Source organism: Phycicoccus sp. CSK15P-2 (assembly GCF_016888005.1).
Classification (GTDB): Bacteria; Actinomycetota; Actinomycetes; order Actinomycetales; family Dermatophilaceae; genus Phycicoccus.
The window spans coordinates 1-19,377 of the sequence record NZ_JAFDVE010000005.1 but is presented as its reverse complement, the minus strand read 5'-3'; the positions used below and the strand labels follow the sequence as shown (position 1 = coordinate 19,377).

The following is a 19,377-nucleotide window of genomic DNA, read 5'->3' as shown; positions in this document are numbered from 1 at the left end:
AAGGTGGACGGACCCCGACAGAGGGGGTCCGTCGATGCGATCTCCTCGCCTGTCGATGGTTTCCTCGGATGCACGCCCGGTGCCTTTCCATACGACGAGCGTCGTTGGTTTCATGCGCCTGGGGACGTGCACGAACCGCCGCGAAAGGACATCTCCGTGACCGCTCGGATCAGCGTCGATCTGCCTTCTGACACCGTGGCCACGCCCGGCTACGACCGCTTCGCGGCGCGGGTCGGCATCGTCCACTTCGGCTTCGGCAACTTCCACCGCTCGCACCAGGCGATGTACCTCGACCGGCTCATGGACGCCGGGTCCGGCCTCGACTGGGGCATCTGCGGGGTGGGCGTCCTCCCGCAGGACTCCGCCATGCGCGACGCCATGCGCGGCCAGGACTGCCTGTACACCCTCGTCGTGCGGCACCCGGACGGCTCGCTCGAGCCGCGGGTCATCGGCTCGGTCCTCGAGTACCTCTTCGGTCCGGACGACGCGGACGACGTGTACGCGCGGCTCGTCGACCCCGCGACCCGGATCGTCAGCCTCACCGTCACCGAGGGCGGCTACATCAAGAACGCGGGCACCGGCCGCTTCGACGAGACGGACGAGAACGTCGTCCACGACGTCGACCACCTCGACGCGCCCCGCACCGCCTTCGCGTTCATCGTCGAGGGCCTGCGCCGGCGGCGCGAGGCGGGCCTCGCGCCCTTCACCGTCCTCTCCTGCGACAACCTCCAGGGCAACGGGGACGTCTGCAAGCAGACCGTCCTCGGCTTCGCCCGGCTCGTCGACGCCGAGCTCGCCGAGTGGATCGAGCGCGAGGTCCCCTTCCCCAACTGCATGGTCGACCGGATCACCCCCGCGACGACCGACGCCGACCGCGAGACCCTCGCCGAGGACTTCGGTGTCGAGGACGCCTGGCCCGTGCCCGCCGAGCCCTTCACCCAGTGGATCGTCGAGGACGAGTTCGTCCAGGGCCGGCCCGACCTCGAACAGGTCGACGTCCAGTTCGTCGACGACGTCAAGCCCTACGAGCTCATGAAGCTGCGCCTGCTCAACGCGAGCCACCAGGCCATCGCCTACCTCGGTGCGCCGCTCGGCTACCGCCTCGTCGACGAGACGATGGAGGACGAGAAGGTCCGTGCCTACCTCGAGCGGTACATGGCCGACGAGGCCGCCCCGACCCTCGGCGACCTGCCCGGCATCGACCTCCCCGGCTACATGGCGACGCTCGTCGAGCGGTTCGGCAACCCGGGCATCAAGGACACCCTCGTCCGCCTCGCCACGGACGGCGGGAACCGGATGGCCACCTTCGCCCTGCCGGCGATCCGCGACAACCTGGCGGCCGGCCGCGAGGTCCCGCTCGGGGCGCTCATGGTCGCGGCATGGGCCGAGTACTGGGCCGCCATCGAGCGCGGCGACATCAGCGGGTCCGAGGTGCCGCCGGACATCCACGCCGACGCCCTGCGTGCGGCCGCGGCCGGCGACGACCCGGCGGCCTTCATCGGGATCGACGCGGTCTTCGGCGACCTCGGCGCCGACGAGACCTTCCGGAGCGCCTTCCTCGAGGCCCGCTCGGCGATCACCGAGCACGGCGTGCACGGTGCGCTCGACCGCTACGTGGGCTGACCCCCGCCGTCGAGGGGGGCGCGCAGCCCGAGGCTGAACAGCTCCGGCGGTGGCTTCTGGCTGGTCTCCAGCTTGCGGTAGCTCGTCGGGGTCGTGCCGACCTCGGCGAGGAACTGCCGGTTGAAGTTGGCCATGTTGTGGTATCCGCTGTGTGCCGCGACCTGGGCGATCGGCTCCTGGGTGGAGTCGAGCAGCCGACGGGCGTGCGCGATGCGCAGCTTCTTGACCATCGCGCTGAACGTCATGCCCGTGGCGCTCTTGAAGTACTTCGAGAACGTCGGCTCGGACATGTACGCCATCTTCGCGGCGGTGGCGAGGCGGATGTCCCCGGTGAGGTTCTCGAAGATGTACGAGAGCCCGGCCTCGACGGCGTTGAGGGAGTTCCCGTCCGTGGGGCGCCCGAGCCATTCGCTGGCGACGACCGCACGGTCCTCGCGGGGGGATCGCGCGAACAGGCTGAGCAGCTTGAACAGGTGTGCCATCTGCTCGGCGCCGTGCGTGCGGGTGACGTCGAGGATGGTCTCGGCGGCGCGCCAGGCGGTGGCGCCCGAGAAGACGAGGCCGCGGGTCGACTGGGTGAGCACCTCGTCGATCTCGATGAGCTCGGGGATGATCCGCATGCACTCGCGGACCCACTCGTCGGTGAACTGGATGACGGCGTCGCGGTCGACGGCGACCTGGCCGTCCGGCAGGTCGCTGACCCAGTCGTGAGGGAGGTTCGGACCCATGAGGCTCACGTGTCCTGGCGCGAAGGTCCCGACGTGGTCGCCGGCGATGAAGCTGCCGTGGGTCTTCGTGATGAGGTGGATCTCGTACTCGGGATGCGCGCCCCATCCGCAGATCTCGCTCGGAAAGTCGTGGGTCAGGGCGCGGATGGCCTGCTGTGGATGCGGCGGGATGACCTCGCGGCGCGGCGGGGGGTACGCCCCGCGCGGCAGGGGCTTGTCCTGGGTCGAGGCCTCCACGGCGACGGAGGGGAATCCTGCGAGGTAGGCGCGGGGTGTGCCCGTTGATTGATACGAAATCGTCACCACTCCTCGTTGACGCCGTGACTTGCGCGTGCTGCCACTGCAATTCGTCGACCAGCGATGCACACTGGGGGCACGGCGGGCTCGACCGAGCGCGGCAAAATAGTATCGAAAGCGGAAGGGTCGAGGTGCTTGCTGCACGACCCTCGTGATCCTTACATTGCCCGTGTTCGTGGCGCAGCACCGCCGTACGGAACGCCCCGGGAACCGCCCGGGCACCAGACCCCGACTCCCTGGGAACGGGAGCGGAGACCTACCAAAGGAGTTAGGAATGCTCGCGAAGAAGCGCGCCCTGACGCTCGGTGCGGGAGCGATGGCCACGGCCATGGCCCTCGCCGCCTGCTCGTCCGGGAACGTCTCGACGGACGACAGCTCCGCCGGCGGCGACGGCGGCGAGAGCGTGACCCTGAACCTGGCCACGGTGAACAACGGCCAGATGCAGGACATGGAGAAGCTCAAGGGTGAGTACGAGTCGGCCAACCCCGGCACCACCGTGAACTTCCAGGTCATGGAGGAGGCCGACCTGCGCGCCGCGGTCACCGCGGACGTCGCGAGCGGCGCCGGCCAGTACGACATCGTCACCATCGGTGCCTACGAGACCCCGCAGTGGGGTGCCAACGGCTGGCTCGTCGACCTCACCGAGCCGCTGGCCTCGGACGCCGAGTACGACGTCGACGACATCCTCGAGCCCGTCCGGGTCGCCATCTCCAACGATGGCAAGCAGTACGCGGTGCCGTTCTACGGCGAGTCCTCCATCCTCATGTACAACAAGGAGGTTCTCGACAAGGCCGGTGTGAAGCTGTCGATGAACCCGACCTGGGAGGAGGTCGCCGAGGCGGCCAAGGAGGTCAACACCAATGACATGTCGGGCATCTGCATGCGCGGCAAGCCCGGCTGGGGTGACCTCTTCGCTCCGCTGACCACCGTGGTCCAGACCTTCGGTGGCAACTGGTACGACGAGCAGTGGAACGCCACGGTCGACAGTGCGGAGTGGAAGGAGGCCGTCGAGTTCTACAAGACGATGCTCGACGAGTCCGGCGAGGCCGACCCGGTGTCTTACTCGTTCAACGAGTGCCTCACCGCGCTCAAGGAGAACAAGGCCGCGATGTGGGCCGACGCCTCCGTCGCCGCCTCGCTCCTCGAGGCCGACGACTCGCCGGTCAAGGGCAAGATGGGCTACGCCCACATGCCGGTCAACAAGACCCAGGAGTCGGGTTGGCTGTGGAGCTGGAACCTCGCGGTCCCGTCCACGACCAAGAACAAGGACGCCGCGATCGACTTCGTGAAGTGGGCCACGAGCAAGGACTACCACCAGCTCGTCGGTGAGCAGCTCGGCTGGTCGCTGGTTCCCCCGGGTGCCCGCCAGTCGACCTACGAGATCCCGGAGTACAAGGAGGCCGCGGCCGCCTACGCCCCGATCACCCTCGACGTCATGACGTCGGTCAACCCGGAGCAGCCGGGTGTCAAGCCCCAGCCGTGGGTCGGCATCCAGTACGTCTCCATCCCCGAGTTCCAGGACGTCGGCAACCAGTGTGCTCAGCTCATCGCTGACTACATCGCGAACCGGTCGTCGGTCGACGACGCTCTGTCCAAGTGCCAGAGCATCGCGCAGACCGCGGGTGACGCTCAGAAGGGCTGACCCCCTGGCTAGGGACTAGCCTCCGAGGTGCCGGGGTCGGCCGTCCGGCCGGCCCCGGCACCCGCGCCGGATCGTTCTCCCATCCCTCCGCTCGCACAAGGGAGTGCTTCAGATGTCCATGACCGACGTCGACACGGTGCAGGCCGACACAGCCACCGAACCACGGCGCGCCAAGAAGTCCGACCTCAGCACCGCCAGGAGGCTCGCCGCCCCGGCGGTCATCTTCCTCATCCTGCTGACGCAGGTGCCCTTCCTCGTGACCATCGGGTTCTCGCTGGTCCGGTGGAACCTGCTCTACCCGAACGACCGGGGCTTCAGCGGTTTCGACAACTACTCCTCGGCCCTGTCCTCGGGCGACCTCGGGCCGTCGATCGTCGCGACGGTCGTCATCACCGCCTCGTCGGTGGTCCTGTCGGTGATCTTCGGGATGATCTTCGCGCTCCTGCTCGACCGGGCGTTCCCCGGCCGCGCCATCGCGCGGACCCTGATGATCACCCCCTTCCTCATCATGCCGGCGGCCGCGGCGCTCATCTGGAAGTACTCGATGTTCGACACGAACATCGGCATGCTCAACTGGCTCAGCCGCTCGCTCGGCCTTCCCATCGTCTCCTGGGGGACCAACCACCCGCTCGCGACCGTCATCATCGTGCTGACCTGGCAGTTCACGCCCTTCATGATGCTCATCCTGCTGGCGGGCCTGCAGGGGCAGGACAAGGGGATCCTCGAGGCCGCGCAGGTCGACGGCGCCGGCACCTGGCGCACCTTCACCTGGATCACGCTGCCGCACATGCGGATGTACATCGAGATCGGTGTGCTGCTCGGCTCGGTCATCATCATCCAGGTCTTCGACCCGATCGCCATCCTCACCAAGGGGACCGGCGGGACCAAGACCCTGGCGTACCTGCTCTACGAGCGGGCGTTCATCGGCCTCGACATCGGCCAGGCGGCGGCGTACGGCGTCGTCACCGTCGTCCTCACGCTGATCGTCGCGACGATCGCGCTCCGCACCCTCTTCAAGGTCTTCATGGCAGGAGGCAGCCGATGAGCACCAAGACCAAGGGCACGTTGCTCACCGTCTTCACGTGGTTCCTCGTCCTCGTCTTCTTCTTCCCGGTCTTCTGGATGTTCCTCAACGGGTTCAAGAAGGAGTCGGTGGCGTCGTCGGTGGACCCGTCGTTCTTCTTCGAGCCGGTCACCGAGGGGTTCCGGTCCGCGTTCGACCGCGGCATGCAGGGCTACCTGATGAACTCGCTCACGGCGGCGACGACGGCGACCGTCATCGCCGTCCTCCTGGCCATCCCGGCGGCGTACGCGCTGTCGATCCGGCGGGTCAAGAACGTCGAGGGTGCGCTGACCTTCTTCATCTCCACCCGGTTCATGCCGCTGGCGGCGATCGTCCTGCCGCTCTTCATGATCCTCAAGGAGCTGGACCTCCTCGACAACATCTACATGCTGTCGCTCGTGTACGCGGCGATGAACCTGCCGGTGACGGTGTGGATGATGCGCTCGTTCTTCCTCGAGGTGCCCTTCGAGATCGTCGAGGCGGCACGCGTCGACGGCGCCGGGCTCTACCGCGAGATCGTGCGGATCGTCCTGCCGCTCGTCCTGCCGGGGATCGCCGCCGCAGCGCTGATCAGCTTCATCTTCGCCTGGAACGAGTACTTCCTGTCGCTCAACCTCACGAGCTCGGCAGCCCGCACGACGCCGCCGTTCCTCGGCAGCTTCGTCGACGGTCGCGGCCAGTTCCTCGCGGTCCTGTCGGCGGCTGCGACCATCGCCGCACTGCCGGTGATCATCGCCGGGTGGGTCGCGCAGAAGCAGCTCGTCCGTGGTCTCTCGATGGGCGCCATCAAGTGACGGACACGTCCGGCCACCACCACTGCTGAACTGGTGGCCGGGCGGTCCCCCCACTTCCCGTCCTCATGTCCCCTCCGTCCGTTCGAGGAGGTCGGCGATGCCGGCACCGGCACGCAGCCTGACCGACACCGTCGTCGTCGTCACCGGTGCCGGAGGCGGGATCGGTGGCGCCACCGTGCGGCTGGCCCTCGAAGCCGGGGCCCGGGTCGTCGCCGGTGACCTGCGGGAGGACGCCGTGCGCCCCCTCGTCGAGGGGCACGGCCCCGACCGGGTGGTCGCCGTCGGTGGGGACATCCGGCAGGAGGCGACGGCCGACGCGCTCGTGGCGGCCGGGGTCGAGGCCTTCGGGCGGGTCGACTCCGTCGTGGCGAACGCCGGTGTCGGGTTCTACGGCGGCATCCTCGACTACACGGCCGACGACATCGACCTCATGGTCGACGTCAACGTCAAGGGCACCGTCTGGCTCGTCCGGGCAGCGGTGCGGCAGTACCGGGCACAGGGGGACGGCGGCGACGTCGTCATCCTCGGCTCGGTGGCCGGGCTGCTCATCGGCGGTGGCCAGGAGGCCGTGTACGCGGCCTCGAAGGCCGCGCAGGTCAACCTCGGCTATGCCCTCGACCGCGAGCTGCGCGACGAGGGCATCCGGACCACCGTCATCGCGCCCGCCGGGGTCAACACCCCGTTCGCAGCGGCGGACGGGCGGTTCGGTGACGGTGACCCGTGGTCGGGCCCGTTCATGGACCCCGCGGACGTCGCCGGAGCCGTGCTGCACACCCTGGGCCAGCCGCGACGGATGCGGACCGAGCTGTGGACGATGTGGAGCCTGTCCGAGAAGCACTGACGGCACACGCATCGCTCCCCCAGACGTGGGAGCCCCCGGGTGACTGGGCCCTCGGGGGCTCCCACTTCGCCCGTCCCGGGTTTCGGAGGACGGAGAATCCCCCGGGCGGCTGTGTCCCGGGGGATTCTCGAGGGCGGAGGCGGAGGGAGCCACGCGCAGACAGGAACCCCCGGTCGCGAGCGCCCGGGGGTTCCTGGTCGGCGGAGGCGGAGGGATTTGAACCCTCGATGGGCGGTTAGCCCAAACCGCATTAGCAGTGCGGCGCCATAGACCGGACTAGGCGACGCCTCCAACGCCTGCACAGGGTATCCGCCGGGGTGGTCGCCGGGCAAAGCGGCCCCGAGCGGTGCGAACCGGCGCGTCTACCGACGCGCGGAGCGTGCCTCCGGAGTGACGCAGTCACGCCGGTCGCGATGCTCCGGCGCCCCCTGCCGGGGCACGAACACCCACCACCGCATCGCGGCGAACTTCACGGCCGTGGCCGCTGCGGTGGTCACCGCGACGACGGCCGTCTCCAGCCAGCGCGGTGCGTCCGGTGCCACGGCTCCGAGCGCCGCGAGCCCGCCCGAGCTCATCGCCAGGGTCAGCCCGAAGACGAGCAGGCCCTGCACCTGGTGTCGGCCGGCGTCCGCCCGGCCCCGTACCCCGAAGGTCCACCGCCGGTTGGCCCAGGTGTTGAGGACCGCGGCCGTGAGCAGCGCCACGGCGTTGGCGACCTGGCTCGGGGCGACGAGCCGGAGGAGGACGAAGCCTCCGAGATGGAGGGCGGTGCTCGCCACCCCGATGACGGCGAACCAGGTGAGCTGGGCGAGGACGTGCCGCCTGGGCCGGGCGGTGTCCGTCGGGCGTGCCGTCCGCTCCGCCACGGTGCTCACGCCCCGGTTCCCGTCGGACGGGTGAGGTCGTAAAACGTCTGTCCGCCGATCGTCACCTGCTCGTAGCCCGCGGCTGCCCAGGTGGCGATCTCGTTCGCGACGTTCGAGCCGCCCTGCTGGCCACGGAAGCCGCCGCCGGCGACGAGGTAGTGGATCTCGCCGTCGGCGACGTACTGCTGGAACTCCTCGAGCGTCGGTGACGGGTCGGAGCCGTTGAACCCGCCGATGGCCATGACGGGAAGCCGCGTCCCGAGCTGGAGGCCGGCCGCGTTCTGCGACCCGACGGCCGCCGCGACCCACGTGTACCGCTCGGCGTCGGCGCTGAGCGCGGCGACCACGTCGGCGTCGGGCGTGGTCGCGTCGAGCAGCCCGTTCATCCCGCCTCCGCCGCCGGTGGCCGGACCGCCGCCGTTCGCCGGACCGCCGCCGTTCGCCGGCCGACCGCCGTTGGTGGTGGCCGGGCCACCACCGGTCGTGGTGCCCGGACGGCCACCGGTGAAGCCGCCTCGGCCGCCTCCGCCGGGTCCACCACCGCCACGGGTCGACGGGCCGGCCGTGACGATCGAGCCGCTGTGGCCGGTGGCGAGCGTGGACGAGGCGTACGCGGCCGGCCCCGCCAGTCCGGCGACGACGGCCGCGGCACCGACCACCGCGACGGCTCGGCGGTGCAGCCGGCCGAGGACGAGGAAGAGGAGCGTGGCGGCGAGCCCGAGCATGAGCGTCCCGGTCCTCAGCCAGTCGCCGTACGCGGTCGTCCGGGACAGCAGGACGAAGGCCCACACGGCGGTCGCGGCCGTCGCGGCGGAGAGGACGAGCGCGCCGACCGGGTCGCGTCGCCGCTCCCACGCCTCGCCGGCGCCCATCCCGACGAGCGCGGCGACCGGCGGGGCCAGCGCCACGACGTAGTACTCGTGGAAGATCCCCTCCATGAAGGAGAAGACGAGCGCGGTGACGAGCATCCAGGCGCCCATCGCGAGGTAGGCCGCGCGACGCAGGTCGGTTCGCGGCGCACGCCCGCGCATCGCGAGCCCGGCGACGAGGAGGAGCAGCGCCGCCGGGAGCAGCCACGACACCTGGCCGCCCACGGCCGAGCCGAACATCCGCCAGAGGCCCGCGCCCTCGGAGAACCCGCCGCCGCCACCGCCACCGACCCGCCCGACCTCGGTGCCGTCGAGCCGGCCGAGGCCGTTGTAGCCGAAGGTCAGCTCGAGGAACGAGTCGTTCTGGCTGCCGCCGACGTACGGGCGCATCGACGTGGGCACGAGCTCGACGACCGCGACCCACCATCCGGCGGACGCCAGGAACGCGCCGCCGGACGCCAGCCCGCCGAGCAGCCGGCGCCGCAGTGAGGTGTCCGCGGCGAAGATCCAGACGAGGGCCACCGCGGGGACGACGAGCAGCACCTGCAGGGTCTTGGTGAGGAAGCCGAAGCCGACGAAGACACCGGCGAGCGCGATCCAGCGGACCGAGCCGGCCTCCACCGCCCGCAGCGTTGCCCACACCGCCAGGGCCATGAGCAGGGTCAGGAGGGCGTCCGGGTTGTTGAACCGGAACATGAGGACCGCGACGGGGGTGAGGGCGAGCGCGCCCCCGGCGAGCAGGGCCGCGCCGTGGCCGAACCAGCGCCGCACCGAGGCATGCACGACGCCGACCGTCGCGACGCCCATGAGCACCTGTGGCAGCAGGATCGCGAACGAGCTGAGCCCGAGGAGCCGGACCGACAGCGCCATGGCCCACAGGGAGGCAGGGGGCTTGTCGACGGTGATCGCGTTGCCGGCGTCGAGGCTCCCGTAGAAGAAGGCTTCCCACGAGGTGGCGCCGGCCTGGACCGCGGCCGAGTAGAAGCTGTTCGCCCATCCGCTCGCCGTGAGGTTGACGAGGTACGCGGCCGCCGTGAGGGCGAGCAGCGCGAGGAACGCGGGTCGGGCCCACGCCGGGTCGGTCTCCGGCCCGCGCACGGCTCGGCGGATCCTGGCGGCTCCGCGCGGACGGGTAGTGCTCGGGGCGCCCGGGGACGGAGGGCCGGACGCGGCGTCGGACGTGCTCGGTGGCAGGGTCGCGGTCGTCATGGGTGCAACGCTCCGCCGGTCGCCTGTGACCCACCTGTGGCCGGCCTGTCGTCGCCGCCAGAGTGCGCTCCCTGGGATGATGCGGAGGTGCCCGTGACCGTCCGCCCCGCCCACCCCGACGAGTGCGGCGCCGTCGGGCGGATGACCTTCGTGGCGTACGCGGCTGACGGCCACGTCACCCCCGAGCACCCTTACGCCGCAACGCTGCTCGACGCCGCCGGGCGGGCGCGGGACGCTGTCCTGCTCGTGGCGACCGCCGGCGACGGCCGACTGGTCGGCACCGCCACCTTCGTGCCTCCGGGGACGCCGTTCGCGGAGCTGGGCCGGGACGACGAGGCCGAGGTGCGGATGTTGGCGGTGCTGCCCGAGGCTCGCGGGGCCGGGGTGGGGCAGCTGCTCGCCGACGAGTGCGTCCGTCGGGCCCGCGACGCCGGCTGCTCCGCCCTGGCGCTCTCGAGCGGGACGTGGATGGTGGCGGCGCACCGGCTGTACGCGCGGATGGGCTTCGCCCGCACACCGGAGCGTGACTGGTCGCCGCAGCCGGACGTCGACCTCGTCGCCTACCGGCTGGACCTCTGACCGCGCCGGTGCCGCCCGGTGTCAGGTGGTGGGCAGGAGTACCGAGAAGGTGGTGTCGCCGGGGTGGGAGGACACCTCGACGCGTCCCCCGTGCGCCTGCCCCACCGCCGCGACGATCGACAGCCCGAGCCCGGTCGACCCGTTCGCGCGGCTGCGGGAGTCGTCCCCGCGGGTGAACCGCTCGAAGACCGTCGGCTGCAGCTCTACCGGCACGCCCGGGCCGTCGTCGGTCACCGACATCCGCACCATCGACCCTTCGGGCCGCACCTTCGTGACGACCCGCGTGCCGGCCGGGGTGTGGGTGCGGGCGTTGGCGAGGAGGTTGGCGAGGATCTGGTGGAGCCGCGCGCCGTCCCCGGTGACCTCGACGGGCTCGTCGGGCAGGTCGAGCTCCCACGCGTGGTCCGGTGAGGCGGCGTGGGCGTCGCTCACGGCGTTCATCGCGAGCAGCGAGAGGTCGACCGGCTCGCGCTCGAGCGGCCGCCCGGAGTCCAGGCGGGCGAGCAGCAGGAGGTCCTCGACGAGCTCCTGCATCCGCAGCGCCTCGGACTCGACGCGGCCGATGGCGTGGGTGACGGTGCCGGGGACGGGGTCCTGCTCGCGCCGGGTCAGCTCGGCGTAGCCCCGGATCGACGCGAGCGGCGTGCGCAGCTCGTGCGAGGCGTCGGCGACGAAGCGCCGCACCCGGGTCTCGCTCTCCTGGCGAGCCCGGAGGGCCTTCTCGACGTCGTCGAGCATCGTGTTGAGGGCGAGACCGACCTGGCCGACCTCGGTACGGTCGTCGACGTCCGCCTCGGGGACGCGCACGGCGAGCGAGACGTCGCCGGAGTCGAGCTTGAGTGCGGAGACCTGGCGGGCGGTGGCCGCCACCCGGTCGAGGGGGGCGAGGCTGCGGCGGATGACGACGGCCCCGCCCGCGCCGACGAGGACGAGGCCGATGGCGGTCCCTGCGACGACGAGGGCGAGGAGCTTCTCGAGGAGGTCCTGCACGGGCTCGGTGGAGACCCCGACGATGTACCTCCCGCCGTCCGGGACGGGGCGGGCGGTGACGAGGTACTCCCCGACGTCGCCCCCCAGCTGCACCACGACCGGTTCGCGCCCTTCGACCTCGTCGGTCACGCGTGCCACGTCGTCGGCGTCCAGCATGCCGTCCTGGCCGTCCTTGAGGACCACGCTGTTGACCTGGCGTCCTGAGGGGGTGTCCACGACCTGGCCGTCCGGCCCGATCCCCAGGACGAGCACGGTGTCGCCGCCGGGAGCGCCCGCCCGGCCCTCGCCGCGGGGGACCCGACCGTCGCCGTCGAGGTCGTATCCGCCCCGTTCGCCGACCCGGGTCACGGCGCTGCGCAGGTCCTCGGAGAGCTGGCCGTAGAGGTAGCGGCGGGTCTCGAGGACGGTGAGCGCGCTCGTCACGAGCATGACGACGGTGAACAGTGCGAGGACGGCGGCGAGCAGCTTGGTGCGCAGCGTCCAGCGGGAGAGGGACCGGGATGCCCCCCGGATGTGGGGGATGGTGCTCATCGCCGTCAGTCGGCCGGCTTGAGGACGTACCCGACGCCGCGCATCGTGTGGATCATCGGCGTCCGGCCGGCGTCGATCTTCTTGCGCAGGTACGAGATGTAGAGCTCGACGACGTTGGCCTGTCCGCCGAAGTCGTAGTTCCAGACACGGTCCAGGATCTGTGCCTTGGAGAGCACCCGCTTCGGGTTGCGCATGAGGTAGCGCAGCAGCTCGAACTCGGTGGCGGTCAGCTGGATCTCGGTGCCGCCCCGGGTCACCTCGTGGCTGTCCTCGTCCATCGTGAGGTCGCCGACGACGAGCAGGGCGCTGCCGTCGTCCGCCGCGACGGCGGTGCGCCGCATGAGGGCGCGCAGGCGGGCCACGACCTCCTCGAGGCTGAACGGCTTCGTCACGTAGTCGTCACCGCCGGCCGTGAGCCCGGCGACGCGGTCCTCGACGGCGTCCTTCGCGGTGAGGAACAGGACCGGGACGTGTGGGTCCTCGCCCCGCATCCGCCGGAGCACCTCCATCCCGTCGAAGTCGGGCAGCATCATGTCGAGCACCACGGCGTCCGGGCCGAACTCCTTCGCGGCCCGGACCGCCTGGAGGCCCGACGCGGCGGTGCGGACCTCCCAGCCCTCGTAGCGCAGCGCCATGGACAGGAGCTCGGTGAGGTTGGGCTCGTCGTCGACGACGAGGACGCGGACCGGGCTGCCGTCGGGACGGGTCAGGGCCGGGGCGGGGGAGGACTGCTGGCGGGTGGGCATGGGACCAGTGTGTGTGGACCCACTGGGGCATGTCCATGGACGGGCTGTGTTCTTCCTGTGTGCCGGGCGCGGATCTGCCAGCCGGGGGCTGGGTGGGGCACAGGTCCGCCACAGGCTGGGGGGAGACCATGCGGCGAGCACCTCCCGCGACCAGAGAGCGATGGATCCATGGCCGAGCGCCCCGACGAGACCACGCCGTCCGAGACGCCCGACGCGACGACGGAGTTCCCGGCGACGGACGACACGTCCGTGCTGCCCGGTACGCCGCCGTCCTCCGAGCCGGCTCCTGCGCCGCCGGAGGCTCCTGCTTGGGCTGCGGCGTCCCATGCGGCACCCGTGGGGCCCGCCGGCGAGCACCATCCCGCCGCGCCGTCGCCGGTGGTGGCGCCGACGGCACCGGCGGGGGGCTCGGGTGGTGGGGACCGGTGGTGGCGGCGTCCCTGGTCCGGATGGTCCGCACCGGGCCAGTGGTCCGCGACGCGGACGGCCGTCGCGATGGTCGTCGCCCTCCTGGTCGGTGCGCTGGGTGCGCTCGGCGCGACGGCGGCCGTGGCCAGGTCCGACGGTGGGGGCTGGGACCGTGGAGGTCGCGGGGCTCCCGGGCAGCTGCCGGGTGGCGGGCAGGGGCAGCCCTCTGGTCGGGACCTCGGCGACCGGAGCGGTGGCCGTGACCAGGGCTTCGGTGACCGCGACGGCGGTGACCGGGGCGGGGACCGCGGGTTCGGTGACCAGAGGTTCGGCGGTCGCGTTGGGCCTCCGCAGGACGACCGGCGCGGGCCGGGCTCGTCGGACCCGTCGGATGCCAACGACGGCGACGCCGGGCAGAGCGGCCGCAGCATCTGAGGCGCCCCGCGCCGATTTCTCGGGACGCTCCCGGCTCCGGTAGTCTGCACAGTCGTTGCGCGCGAGCGCAGCGGGCGCCCGTAGCTCAACGGATAGAGCATCTGACTACGGATCAGAAGGTTAGGGGTTCGAATCCCTTCGGGCGCGCACTGTGTTGAGACAGACGATGAGCCCCCGACCAGCGGCGACGCGGTCGGGGGCGTCGTCGTCTCCGGCTCGTGGACCGGGCCTGTAGGGCGCGTCATTCTCGGGCCTCCCGCCTCCGTCGGTCACGTCTCACCGTTCCGTAGGGGCGGGGACGTGGCTGGGTCGGTTCCCGCGGCAGGAGGTCACATGTCGGACGTGAGGATGTGTAGAGCGGTCTCGGCGTTTGCCCGATGGTCCGGAGGAAGCTGCCGCCACGCGGGGTGATCGTCGGGGATGGCCTTGCGCAGTTTCGCCAGGCGTCGCCGGTCGGATCCGTGGAGGTCATCGCGTTCGACGAACGGGTCGTCGATGCAGGCGAGGAGTGAGACGGCGTCGAAGAGATGACGGTCACGGTCGCGACCGTCGGTGGTGTGCGCGGCGGCCTTGAGGATGAGTGCTCCGAACGGGCTGGGCACGGAGACGGTCGTTCGCTCCTCGGTGGTGATCTCGAGAACGGCGTTCATGGTTCGCCGCAGGGCCTGGGTGCCTCCCTCGATGCGGACCATGTCGCGACCGCGGAGCCGTTCCACGACGTGCGGAGCTGGATGGTCGGACATGAGGACGTCGACGACGTCCTCGTCGGTCCGGTCGGCTACCAGGTCGACCGTGCTGGTGCCCCGGACGAACCGGTGGGCGGTGTTGTCCCGGGGGTCGACGGAATCGCGCATTCGGTAGCCCAAGCTCTCGAGTACGGTCGCGGTGGCGCCGGGGACGCCGCGGCGGGTTTCGATGTGGAGCACGATGTCGACGTCGTTCGTCGGTCGTACCACTCCGAGCCCGTGGTGGACGGTGTGCAGCTGGGTCATGAGACCGCCGACAAGGGTCCACCGATCGGCGGGCAGGGCCGCGGCCAGCTCGGCGACGTTCGGCCACGGCGGCGGCCAGCCCCCCGGAGCGGAGGCCACCTCGACCGTTGCTCGGGGGCGCCCGCGGGGTCCGTCAGCGGCCGATGCTGTCATCGCCTGAACCGGTCGAGTGACTGGGTCAAAGCTCGTTCGCCGACGCCCCGCTCGCGAGGGTCACGGGACGTCGCGGCGTCGAGGGCAGCGAGCACGACCCCGTGGTCGGCGAGATCGCGGACGACATCGAGGTCGAAGCCGGTCGTCCGGATCGTGACGTTGCCGGAGAGGTCTGACCGCAGCCCGAAGAAGCTCACGGTGGAGTCGACCCTGTCGACGTCCAGGTAGCCGTCCACGGAGTCCGTCCGAGTACCCACGAGCCCCAGAGCGGAGGCGTCGGTGGTCACGAGGTCGTCGAGCAGCCGCCTCAGGGCCGAGGGATGGCCCTGGTAGGTGCGGGTGCTCGCGCGGTTGCGGGTCTGGGTGATCAGGTCGGCCGGGCCGGTCAGCGCATGCAGGGATGCCCGCAGCCGCGAGGCCTGGGTGGTGCCGAGCCAGTCCACAGGTCTCCCGGACAGCATCGCGATGGCTCCCCACGCCGTGTGCTCGGCCCAGACCCGGGTCCGCCCGCCGTGGCGCTCGGCGAGGTAGCGCTCGAGGGAGTCGCGGTCGATGAGGCCGCGGGCCACACGTGTCAGCTCACCGGAGTTTGCGAGCCTGCGGACGTGCTGGACCGTCACACCAAGCGCGCGCGCAGCGTCGGATGTGCTGACCAGCAGTCCCTCCACGGCCATACAGATAATGTTCCATTCCGCGCTGAATCTGTAAAGATCGCCTGCTCGCCGACCCGGCCGTCGATGCCATGGCGCGGGTGGGTGCTCAGGGGTTGGGGTCGTGGTCGAGGGGGTGGGCGTGGCCGTCGGGGATGGTGCGTGCGAGCTCGTCGGTGAGGATGCGTCGCATGGTGGCGCCCATGGGTTCGGGGATGGCGCTTTGGCAGTCGACGTAGAGGAAGGGGTGGCCGTCGGTGTCGGTGAGGACCTGGGCCCAGGAGGGGGTGTGCAGGTGGCTGGCCTCGTTGTTCATGGTGTCGAGGTCGGGGTGTTCGGTGCCTTCGGAGTCGACGAGGCAGAGGCGGGCGGCGGCGGTGGCGAGGGCGTGGGCGAGGTGTTCGTCGGGGGCGGTGGTGGTGACCCGGACGGTCTCGTGGGCGCTGAGGTGGATCTCGGGGTAGTCGGGGTGGGGGATGGGGGCGAAGACGGTGTCGTCGACGGTGATGGCGCCGGGGGCTGCGGGGGTGGTGTCGGTGGGGGGCGCGGGGGGTGGCGGTGTGGGGGTGTCGGGTTCGGGGGTGGCGGGCAGGATGGTGCACTGGTCCAGGAGGGTGAGCAGGTGGGTCCAGGTGTGCAGCCAGCCGGCGACCTGCTCGGGGCCGATGGGGGTGGGGGCGTCGTGGTAGGTGCGGCCGAGGCGCTGCATGGCGTCGAGGGCGTGCAGCAGGGCGGCTTGGCGGGTGGCGGTGGTCTCGGGGTCGCCGGTGTCGGGGATGCGCAGGCGGGGTTGGCGTTCGGCGGGTGGGTCGGGGGAGAGCAGGACCTGCCAGAGCGTGTCGGCGCCTCGCCGCGCGGGGTGGTCCAGCCGCTGGCCCCATGCCCCGACGGCTCCTAGCGGGATCTCGTTGGGGATGGAGGTGTACTTGTCCTGGAGCCAGTCGTTGACGACGGGGCTCCACCAGACGTGGCGGTGCAGGACGGTCGGGTCGGGCACGGGCAGCAGGGGCACGGCGCCGCCGTGGCGTTCGAAGCGCTCGACGAGGAACTCCAGGACGCGGCGTGTCGACCGGGGTGTGTAGCGTGCGGCGTCGGGGTTGACCTTGGCCCCTTTAGCGGCCATGCCGGCCCACTCCCGGGCGAGGTTGACCCCGGCCGGCAAGTGCGTGCCGGCCACGTCGATCGCGACCGCGGCGGCGTCCTGGTAGTCGCGTACGGCGGCGGCCCGGCGCTCGATCTCGTCGGGGTCGGCGTCGGCGCGGGGGCGGACCGTGGGCCGCCGGCCGGTCAAGCGCAGGTCGGGGCGGTCATCGAACAGCTCCAGCCACGCCTCGAGCGCCTCCCCGAACGCCTCCACCGCCCGAGCCAGCTCCCGGCAGGTGGCGACATCCAGCTCACGACTCAGCGACATGTGCATGGATCGTAGGCGGCGCCCCTCGTGCACCGGTATGGGTCGACGTCGTGTTCGAGCCCAGCGCCGAGTAGCACGTCCTAGCGGGGAGGCAGTAGTCGCGTGACGAGGAGGCGAACGCGCGCGGCATCGCCTGTGGTCATCCGGAGCGCGTTGATGCCTGCACCGGTCGGGGTCGTGAAGTGCTGTCGCAGCAGTCTGTGGGTGTCGCGTGTCGTCGCACCCGCCAGCCAGGCGGTGGGGCCGTAGCCGGCTTCTCGGGCGGCCTCGGCGAGCCGCCAGATGTCGATGGCGTCACGTTGGGTTTTGCGGCCGGCGAAAGCGTGGGCCTTCAGGGCCAGCTGGGCCAGGACGTGCGGAAGATTGACGGTGTATGTGAGTCCGGTGTCGATGCTCAGTCTCGCCTCGACTGTCACGGTGGTCGGGGGCATCCGCAGAGCCAGTGTCAGGGCAGGGATGGCGTCGACGACCATTCCCCCTATCGAGGTGTTGGTCTCGAGACGGCCGGTGACTGACGGCGCCAGGACGTCAACGGACAGCTGCAGGTCGCCGGCCTCGGCAGGCATGGTGCGGGTGAACCGTTTTCCCTGGGGGCGGACGTAGCCGCGGCTGGCGAGCTCGGTGGCGAGTGCCGGGTCGGCGATGACCTCCGGGCGGGTGCCCAGGTCGGCGTCGGCGGTCTCGCGTGCGGGGACGGAGTGGGCGACGTGGTGGACGTAGGTCAAGAGGGTGACGGCGTTGCCGCCCACGAGGCGGTAGTCGGCTCCGAGGGTGTGGGCCACCTCGGCGATGTCCGCGGAGGCCAGGTGGGCGGCGTCGCCGGCCCGGCTCGTCGAGGCCAGCGGCAGGTGGTGCGGTTGGTTCATGCCTGGGGGATCTCACGGGTGGCCACCTCGGCGGCAGCCGCCCGCAGATGCTCGCGCAGTACGCCGGCGGCTTGGTCGGAGTCCACCGTCCGAGCGCTGGTCAGGTCCCAGAGGACCTGGAACGGGTCGGTGAGTGGCAGGGGTGTGCCGGGTGCGAGGGTTCGGCCGAAGCGGGCGAGCGCGCCGGCGGGCCGCAGGCCGGGGTCTCGCGGGACCGTGACGGTCAGGGTCGCGTCCTGTTCGGCCACGGGAGTGAGCCCGGCGGGGGTGAGGTCGGCGTGTACTGGCGCGTAGAGCAGGGCATGGGCCGGGACCGCCCACGGGGCGTACTCGTCCGCGGCGAGGCCACCGCCCAGGGTCGGGTGCAACTGCTCCTGCGAGGGCTCTGCAGCGGGTGAGGCGGCATCGAGGACGTCGTAGGCGGCTCTGACCTGCACCATGGGCTCCTCGAGGCCTAGCCAGTGGCTACTGACCCCGCCAGGGCCGGGGTAGCTGGCCAGCCACCAGTCCAGCAGGGCATCCCAGTGAGACACCTGCCAGGTCACGCGGCGGTGGCGGGCGCGGGCCACCCAGCCCCGGTCGGCGAGGTCGGTCAGGATCTGGGACGCGCGCGGCTGGCCGATACCGGCGTGCCCGGCCAGGTCGCTCTGGGTCTGGGCGTGCCCGGTCAGCAGGTACTTGGACATGGTGAGGGTGCCCCACGGGGTGCGTCCACGGGGCGCGGGTCGAGGCACAGCCTCGACGGGCGGCGCGATGCGGACGGTGCGAGTGGTCAGGTGAAGGTTTCCGCGGACGCCCGACCTGGTGTCAGGGGAGATCCATGACCAGCCCGCGCTGTCGAGCAGGTCAAGAGATCGTTCGCTGAGGTCCGGGGCCAGCAGCAGTGGGCGGGGGTCATCGGTCCACTGCCGATGCTTCTGGTCAGCCACGTGCATCTCGGACCTGCCGGTGTGTGTGGTGATCAGGTCGGCGATTGCGTGCGGGCCTAGGCGGTGAGTTGATGTGATGGCAGTGAACGAGGTGGCGGTGTCCGGGTGACCCTCGGCGCCGAGCGTGATGATGTTGCCATCGGCGCGCACCAAGGTGACGCCGGCGGCGGTCAGCGCCCACCACACCCCAGCCGTTATCAGCATTTACTGCCTTTCGCGTGTTTATCTAATAGTGCCACGTGAGAGGACGGGCGCCCAGAAGCATCCGACCCCGTGCCGAAGGCCACGAGAATCGTCGAGGCGATGGAACAGCTCCTGCCGCACCTGCACCCGTGGTGACCGACAGCACGATGCGGCCCTGGGCGAGACCGCGCTCGCGCGATCCCGCGGCTGCGAGCCGAGCCCGGCACGCTGGCTCCGAAACGGCTCCAAAACCATGCCGTGTTGACACGATCACGTCACCACGCGACTGGACGGGACCGGTCACGACACGGCCGATCTCACCTGTGCTGACCTGCTACGTTCGCTCACAGCGGGTGTCAGCTGGTGGCGTGCCGGGTAGCTCCTGGCACCTGGCCGGAGGTCTACGGGTCAGAAGGTTGGGGGTTCGAGTCCCTTCGGGCGCGCAGTGTGATGTCTCAGGACATCGGAAACCCCCGAACCGTCAGGTTTGGGGGTTTCGTGGTGTCTGGGGTTGGTACTTGTGGGTGGTGTCGAGGGTGAGTTTTCGCAGGACCTCGCCGGTGGTGGCGTCC

17 protein-coding genes and 2 tRNA genes are annotated in these 19,377 nt (G+C 71.1%); 8 read left to right on the top strand and 11 right to left on the bottom strand.

The window, feature by feature from the left end:
* Positions 1–156 precede the first annotated feature (156 nt).
* On the top strand, positions 157–1,623 hold the full coding sequence (locus JQN72_RS03525) for a mannitol dehydrogenase family protein (protein WP_307812400.1): 1,467 nt from the start codon (positions 157–159) through the stop codon (positions 1,621–1,623).
* On the opposite strand, the gene JQN72_RS03520 is transcribed toward JQN72_RS03525, so the two are convergent.
* Positions 1,611–2,588 (bottom strand): AraC family transcriptional regulator, encoded by a 978-nt coding sequence (locus tag JQN72_RS03520; protein ID WP_307812399.1) that lies wholly within the window; start codon positions 2,586–2,588, stop codon positions 1,611–1,613. The two genes, JQN72_RS03525 and JQN72_RS03520, sit on opposite strands and share 13 nt — an antisense overlap.
* Positions 2,589–2,922: 334 nt before the next feature.
* On the opposite strand from JQN72_RS03520, the gene JQN72_RS03515 reads away from it, so the two are divergent.
* From JQN72_RS03515 to JQN72_RS03500, 4 genes are all read left to right on the top strand, one after another.
* Positions 2,923–4,290, top strand: coding sequence for an ABC transporter substrate-binding protein (locus tag JQN72_RS03515; RefSeq protein WP_204133782.1), 1,368 nt, complete (start codon positions 2,923–2,925; stop codon positions 4,288–4,290).
* A 112-nt stretch (positions 4,291–4,402) separates the two neighbouring features.
* The gene (locus tag JQN72_RS03510; RefSeq protein ID WP_204133781.1) at positions 4,403–5,335 is read left to right on the top strand and encodes a carbohydrate ABC transporter permease; all 933 of its coding nucleotides are present in this window, start codon (positions 4,403–4,405) and stop codon (positions 5,333–5,335) included.
* Positions 5,332–6,147: a carbohydrate ABC transporter permease gene (locus tag JQN72_RS03505; protein WP_204133780.1), complete on the top strand. Its 816-nt coding sequence runs from the start codon at positions 5,332–5,334 to the stop codon at positions 6,145–6,147. The genes JQN72_RS03510 and JQN72_RS03505 overlap by 4 nt, the downstream gene beginning before the upstream one ends.
* 97 nt (positions 6,148–6,244) lie before the next feature.
* Positions 6,245–6,988, top strand: coding sequence for an SDR family oxidoreductase (locus tag JQN72_RS03500; protein WP_204133779.1), 744 nt, complete (start codon positions 6,245–6,247; stop codon positions 6,986–6,988).
* A gap of 201 nt (positions 6,989–7,189) precedes the next feature.
* Here the strand turns inward: JQN72_RS03500 and JQN72_RS03495 are convergent.
* From JQN72_RS03495 to JQN72_RS03485, 3 genes are all read right to left on the bottom strand, one after another.
* A tRNA-Ser gene (locus JQN72_RS03495) sits at positions 7,190–7,279 on the bottom strand.
* A 71-nt stretch (positions 7,280–7,350) separates the two neighbouring features.
* Positions 7,351–7,863, bottom strand: coding sequence for a GtrA family protein (locus JQN72_RS03490; RefSeq protein ID WP_307812398.1), 513 nt, complete (start codon positions 7,861–7,863; stop codon positions 7,351–7,353).
* Complete coding sequence (locus tag JQN72_RS03485) at positions 7,860–9,932, bottom strand: glycosyltransferase family 39 protein (RefSeq protein WP_204133778.1); 2,073 nt, start codon at positions 9,930–9,932, stop codon at positions 7,860–7,862. Before JQN72_RS03485 ends, JQN72_RS03490 begins: the two co-directional genes overlap by 4 nt.
* 87 nt (positions 9,933–10,019) lie before the next feature.
* On the opposite strand from JQN72_RS03485, the gene JQN72_RS03480 reads away from it, so the two are divergent.
* Positions 10,020–10,511: a GNAT family N-acetyltransferase gene (locus JQN72_RS03480; RefSeq protein WP_307812396.1), complete on the top strand. Its 492-nt coding sequence runs from the start codon at positions 10,020–10,022 to the stop codon at positions 10,509–10,511.
* Positions 10,512–10,532: 21 nt separating this feature from the next.
* Here JQN72_RS03480 and JQN72_RS03475 read toward each other — a convergent pair whose 3' ends face one another.
* Positions 10,533–12,032, bottom strand: coding sequence for an ATP-binding protein (locus JQN72_RS03475; protein WP_204133777.1), 1,500 nt, complete (start codon positions 12,030–12,032; stop codon positions 10,533–10,535).
* Positions 12,033–12,037: 5 nt separating this feature from the next.
* Positions 12,038–12,778, bottom strand: a complete 741-nt coding sequence (locus JQN72_RS03470; RefSeq protein ID WP_304622420.1) for a response regulator transcription factor — start codon at positions 12,776–12,778, stop codon at positions 12,038–12,040.
* 168 nt (positions 12,779–12,946) lie between these two features.
* Between JQN72_RS03470 and JQN72_RS03465 the strand changes: the two genes are divergently transcribed.
* Positions 12,947–13,621 carry a hypothetical protein gene (locus tag JQN72_RS03465; RefSeq protein WP_204133776.1) on the top strand — a complete coding sequence of 225 codons (675 nt, stop codon included), beginning with the start codon at positions 12,947–12,949 and terminating at the stop codon, positions 13,619–13,621.
* A gap of 74 nt (positions 13,622–13,695) precedes the next feature.
* Positions 13,696–13,768, top strand: a tRNA-Arg gene (locus JQN72_RS03460).
* A 182-nt stretch (positions 13,769–13,950) separates the two neighbouring features.
* Here JQN72_RS03460 and JQN72_RS03455 read toward each other — a convergent pair.
* From JQN72_RS03455 to JQN72_RS03435, 5 genes are all read right to left on the bottom strand, one after another.
* Positions 13,951–14,712, bottom strand: a complete 762-nt coding sequence (locus JQN72_RS03455) for a hypothetical protein (RefSeq protein ID WP_204133775.1) — start codon at positions 14,710–14,712, stop codon at positions 13,951–13,953.
* 50 nt (positions 14,713–14,762) lie between these two features.
* Positions 14,763–15,440 carry a helix-turn-helix domain-containing protein gene (locus JQN72_RS03450; RefSeq protein ID WP_255541711.1) on the bottom strand — a complete coding sequence of 226 codons (678 nt, stop codon included), beginning with the start codon at positions 15,438–15,440 and terminating at the stop codon, positions 14,763–14,765.
* Positions 15,441–15,525: 85 nt separating this feature from the next.
* A complete protein-coding gene (locus JQN72_RS03445) occupies positions 15,526–16,827 on the bottom strand; it encodes a hypothetical protein (RefSeq protein WP_204133773.1) in 1,302 nt (433 codons plus the stop codon).
* 80 nt (positions 16,828–16,907) lie between these two features.
* Complete coding sequence (locus JQN72_RS03440; RefSeq protein WP_204133772.1) at positions 16,908–17,693, bottom strand: nucleotidyl transferase AbiEii/AbiGii toxin family protein; 786 nt, start codon at positions 17,691–17,693, stop codon at positions 16,908–16,910.
* A complete protein-coding gene (locus tag JQN72_RS03435) occupies positions 17,690–18,379 on the bottom strand; it encodes a hypothetical protein (RefSeq protein ID WP_204133771.1) in 690 nt (229 codons plus the stop codon). Before JQN72_RS03435 ends, JQN72_RS03440 begins: the two co-directional genes overlap by 4 nt.
* Positions 18,380–19,377: the final 998 nt, after the last annotated feature.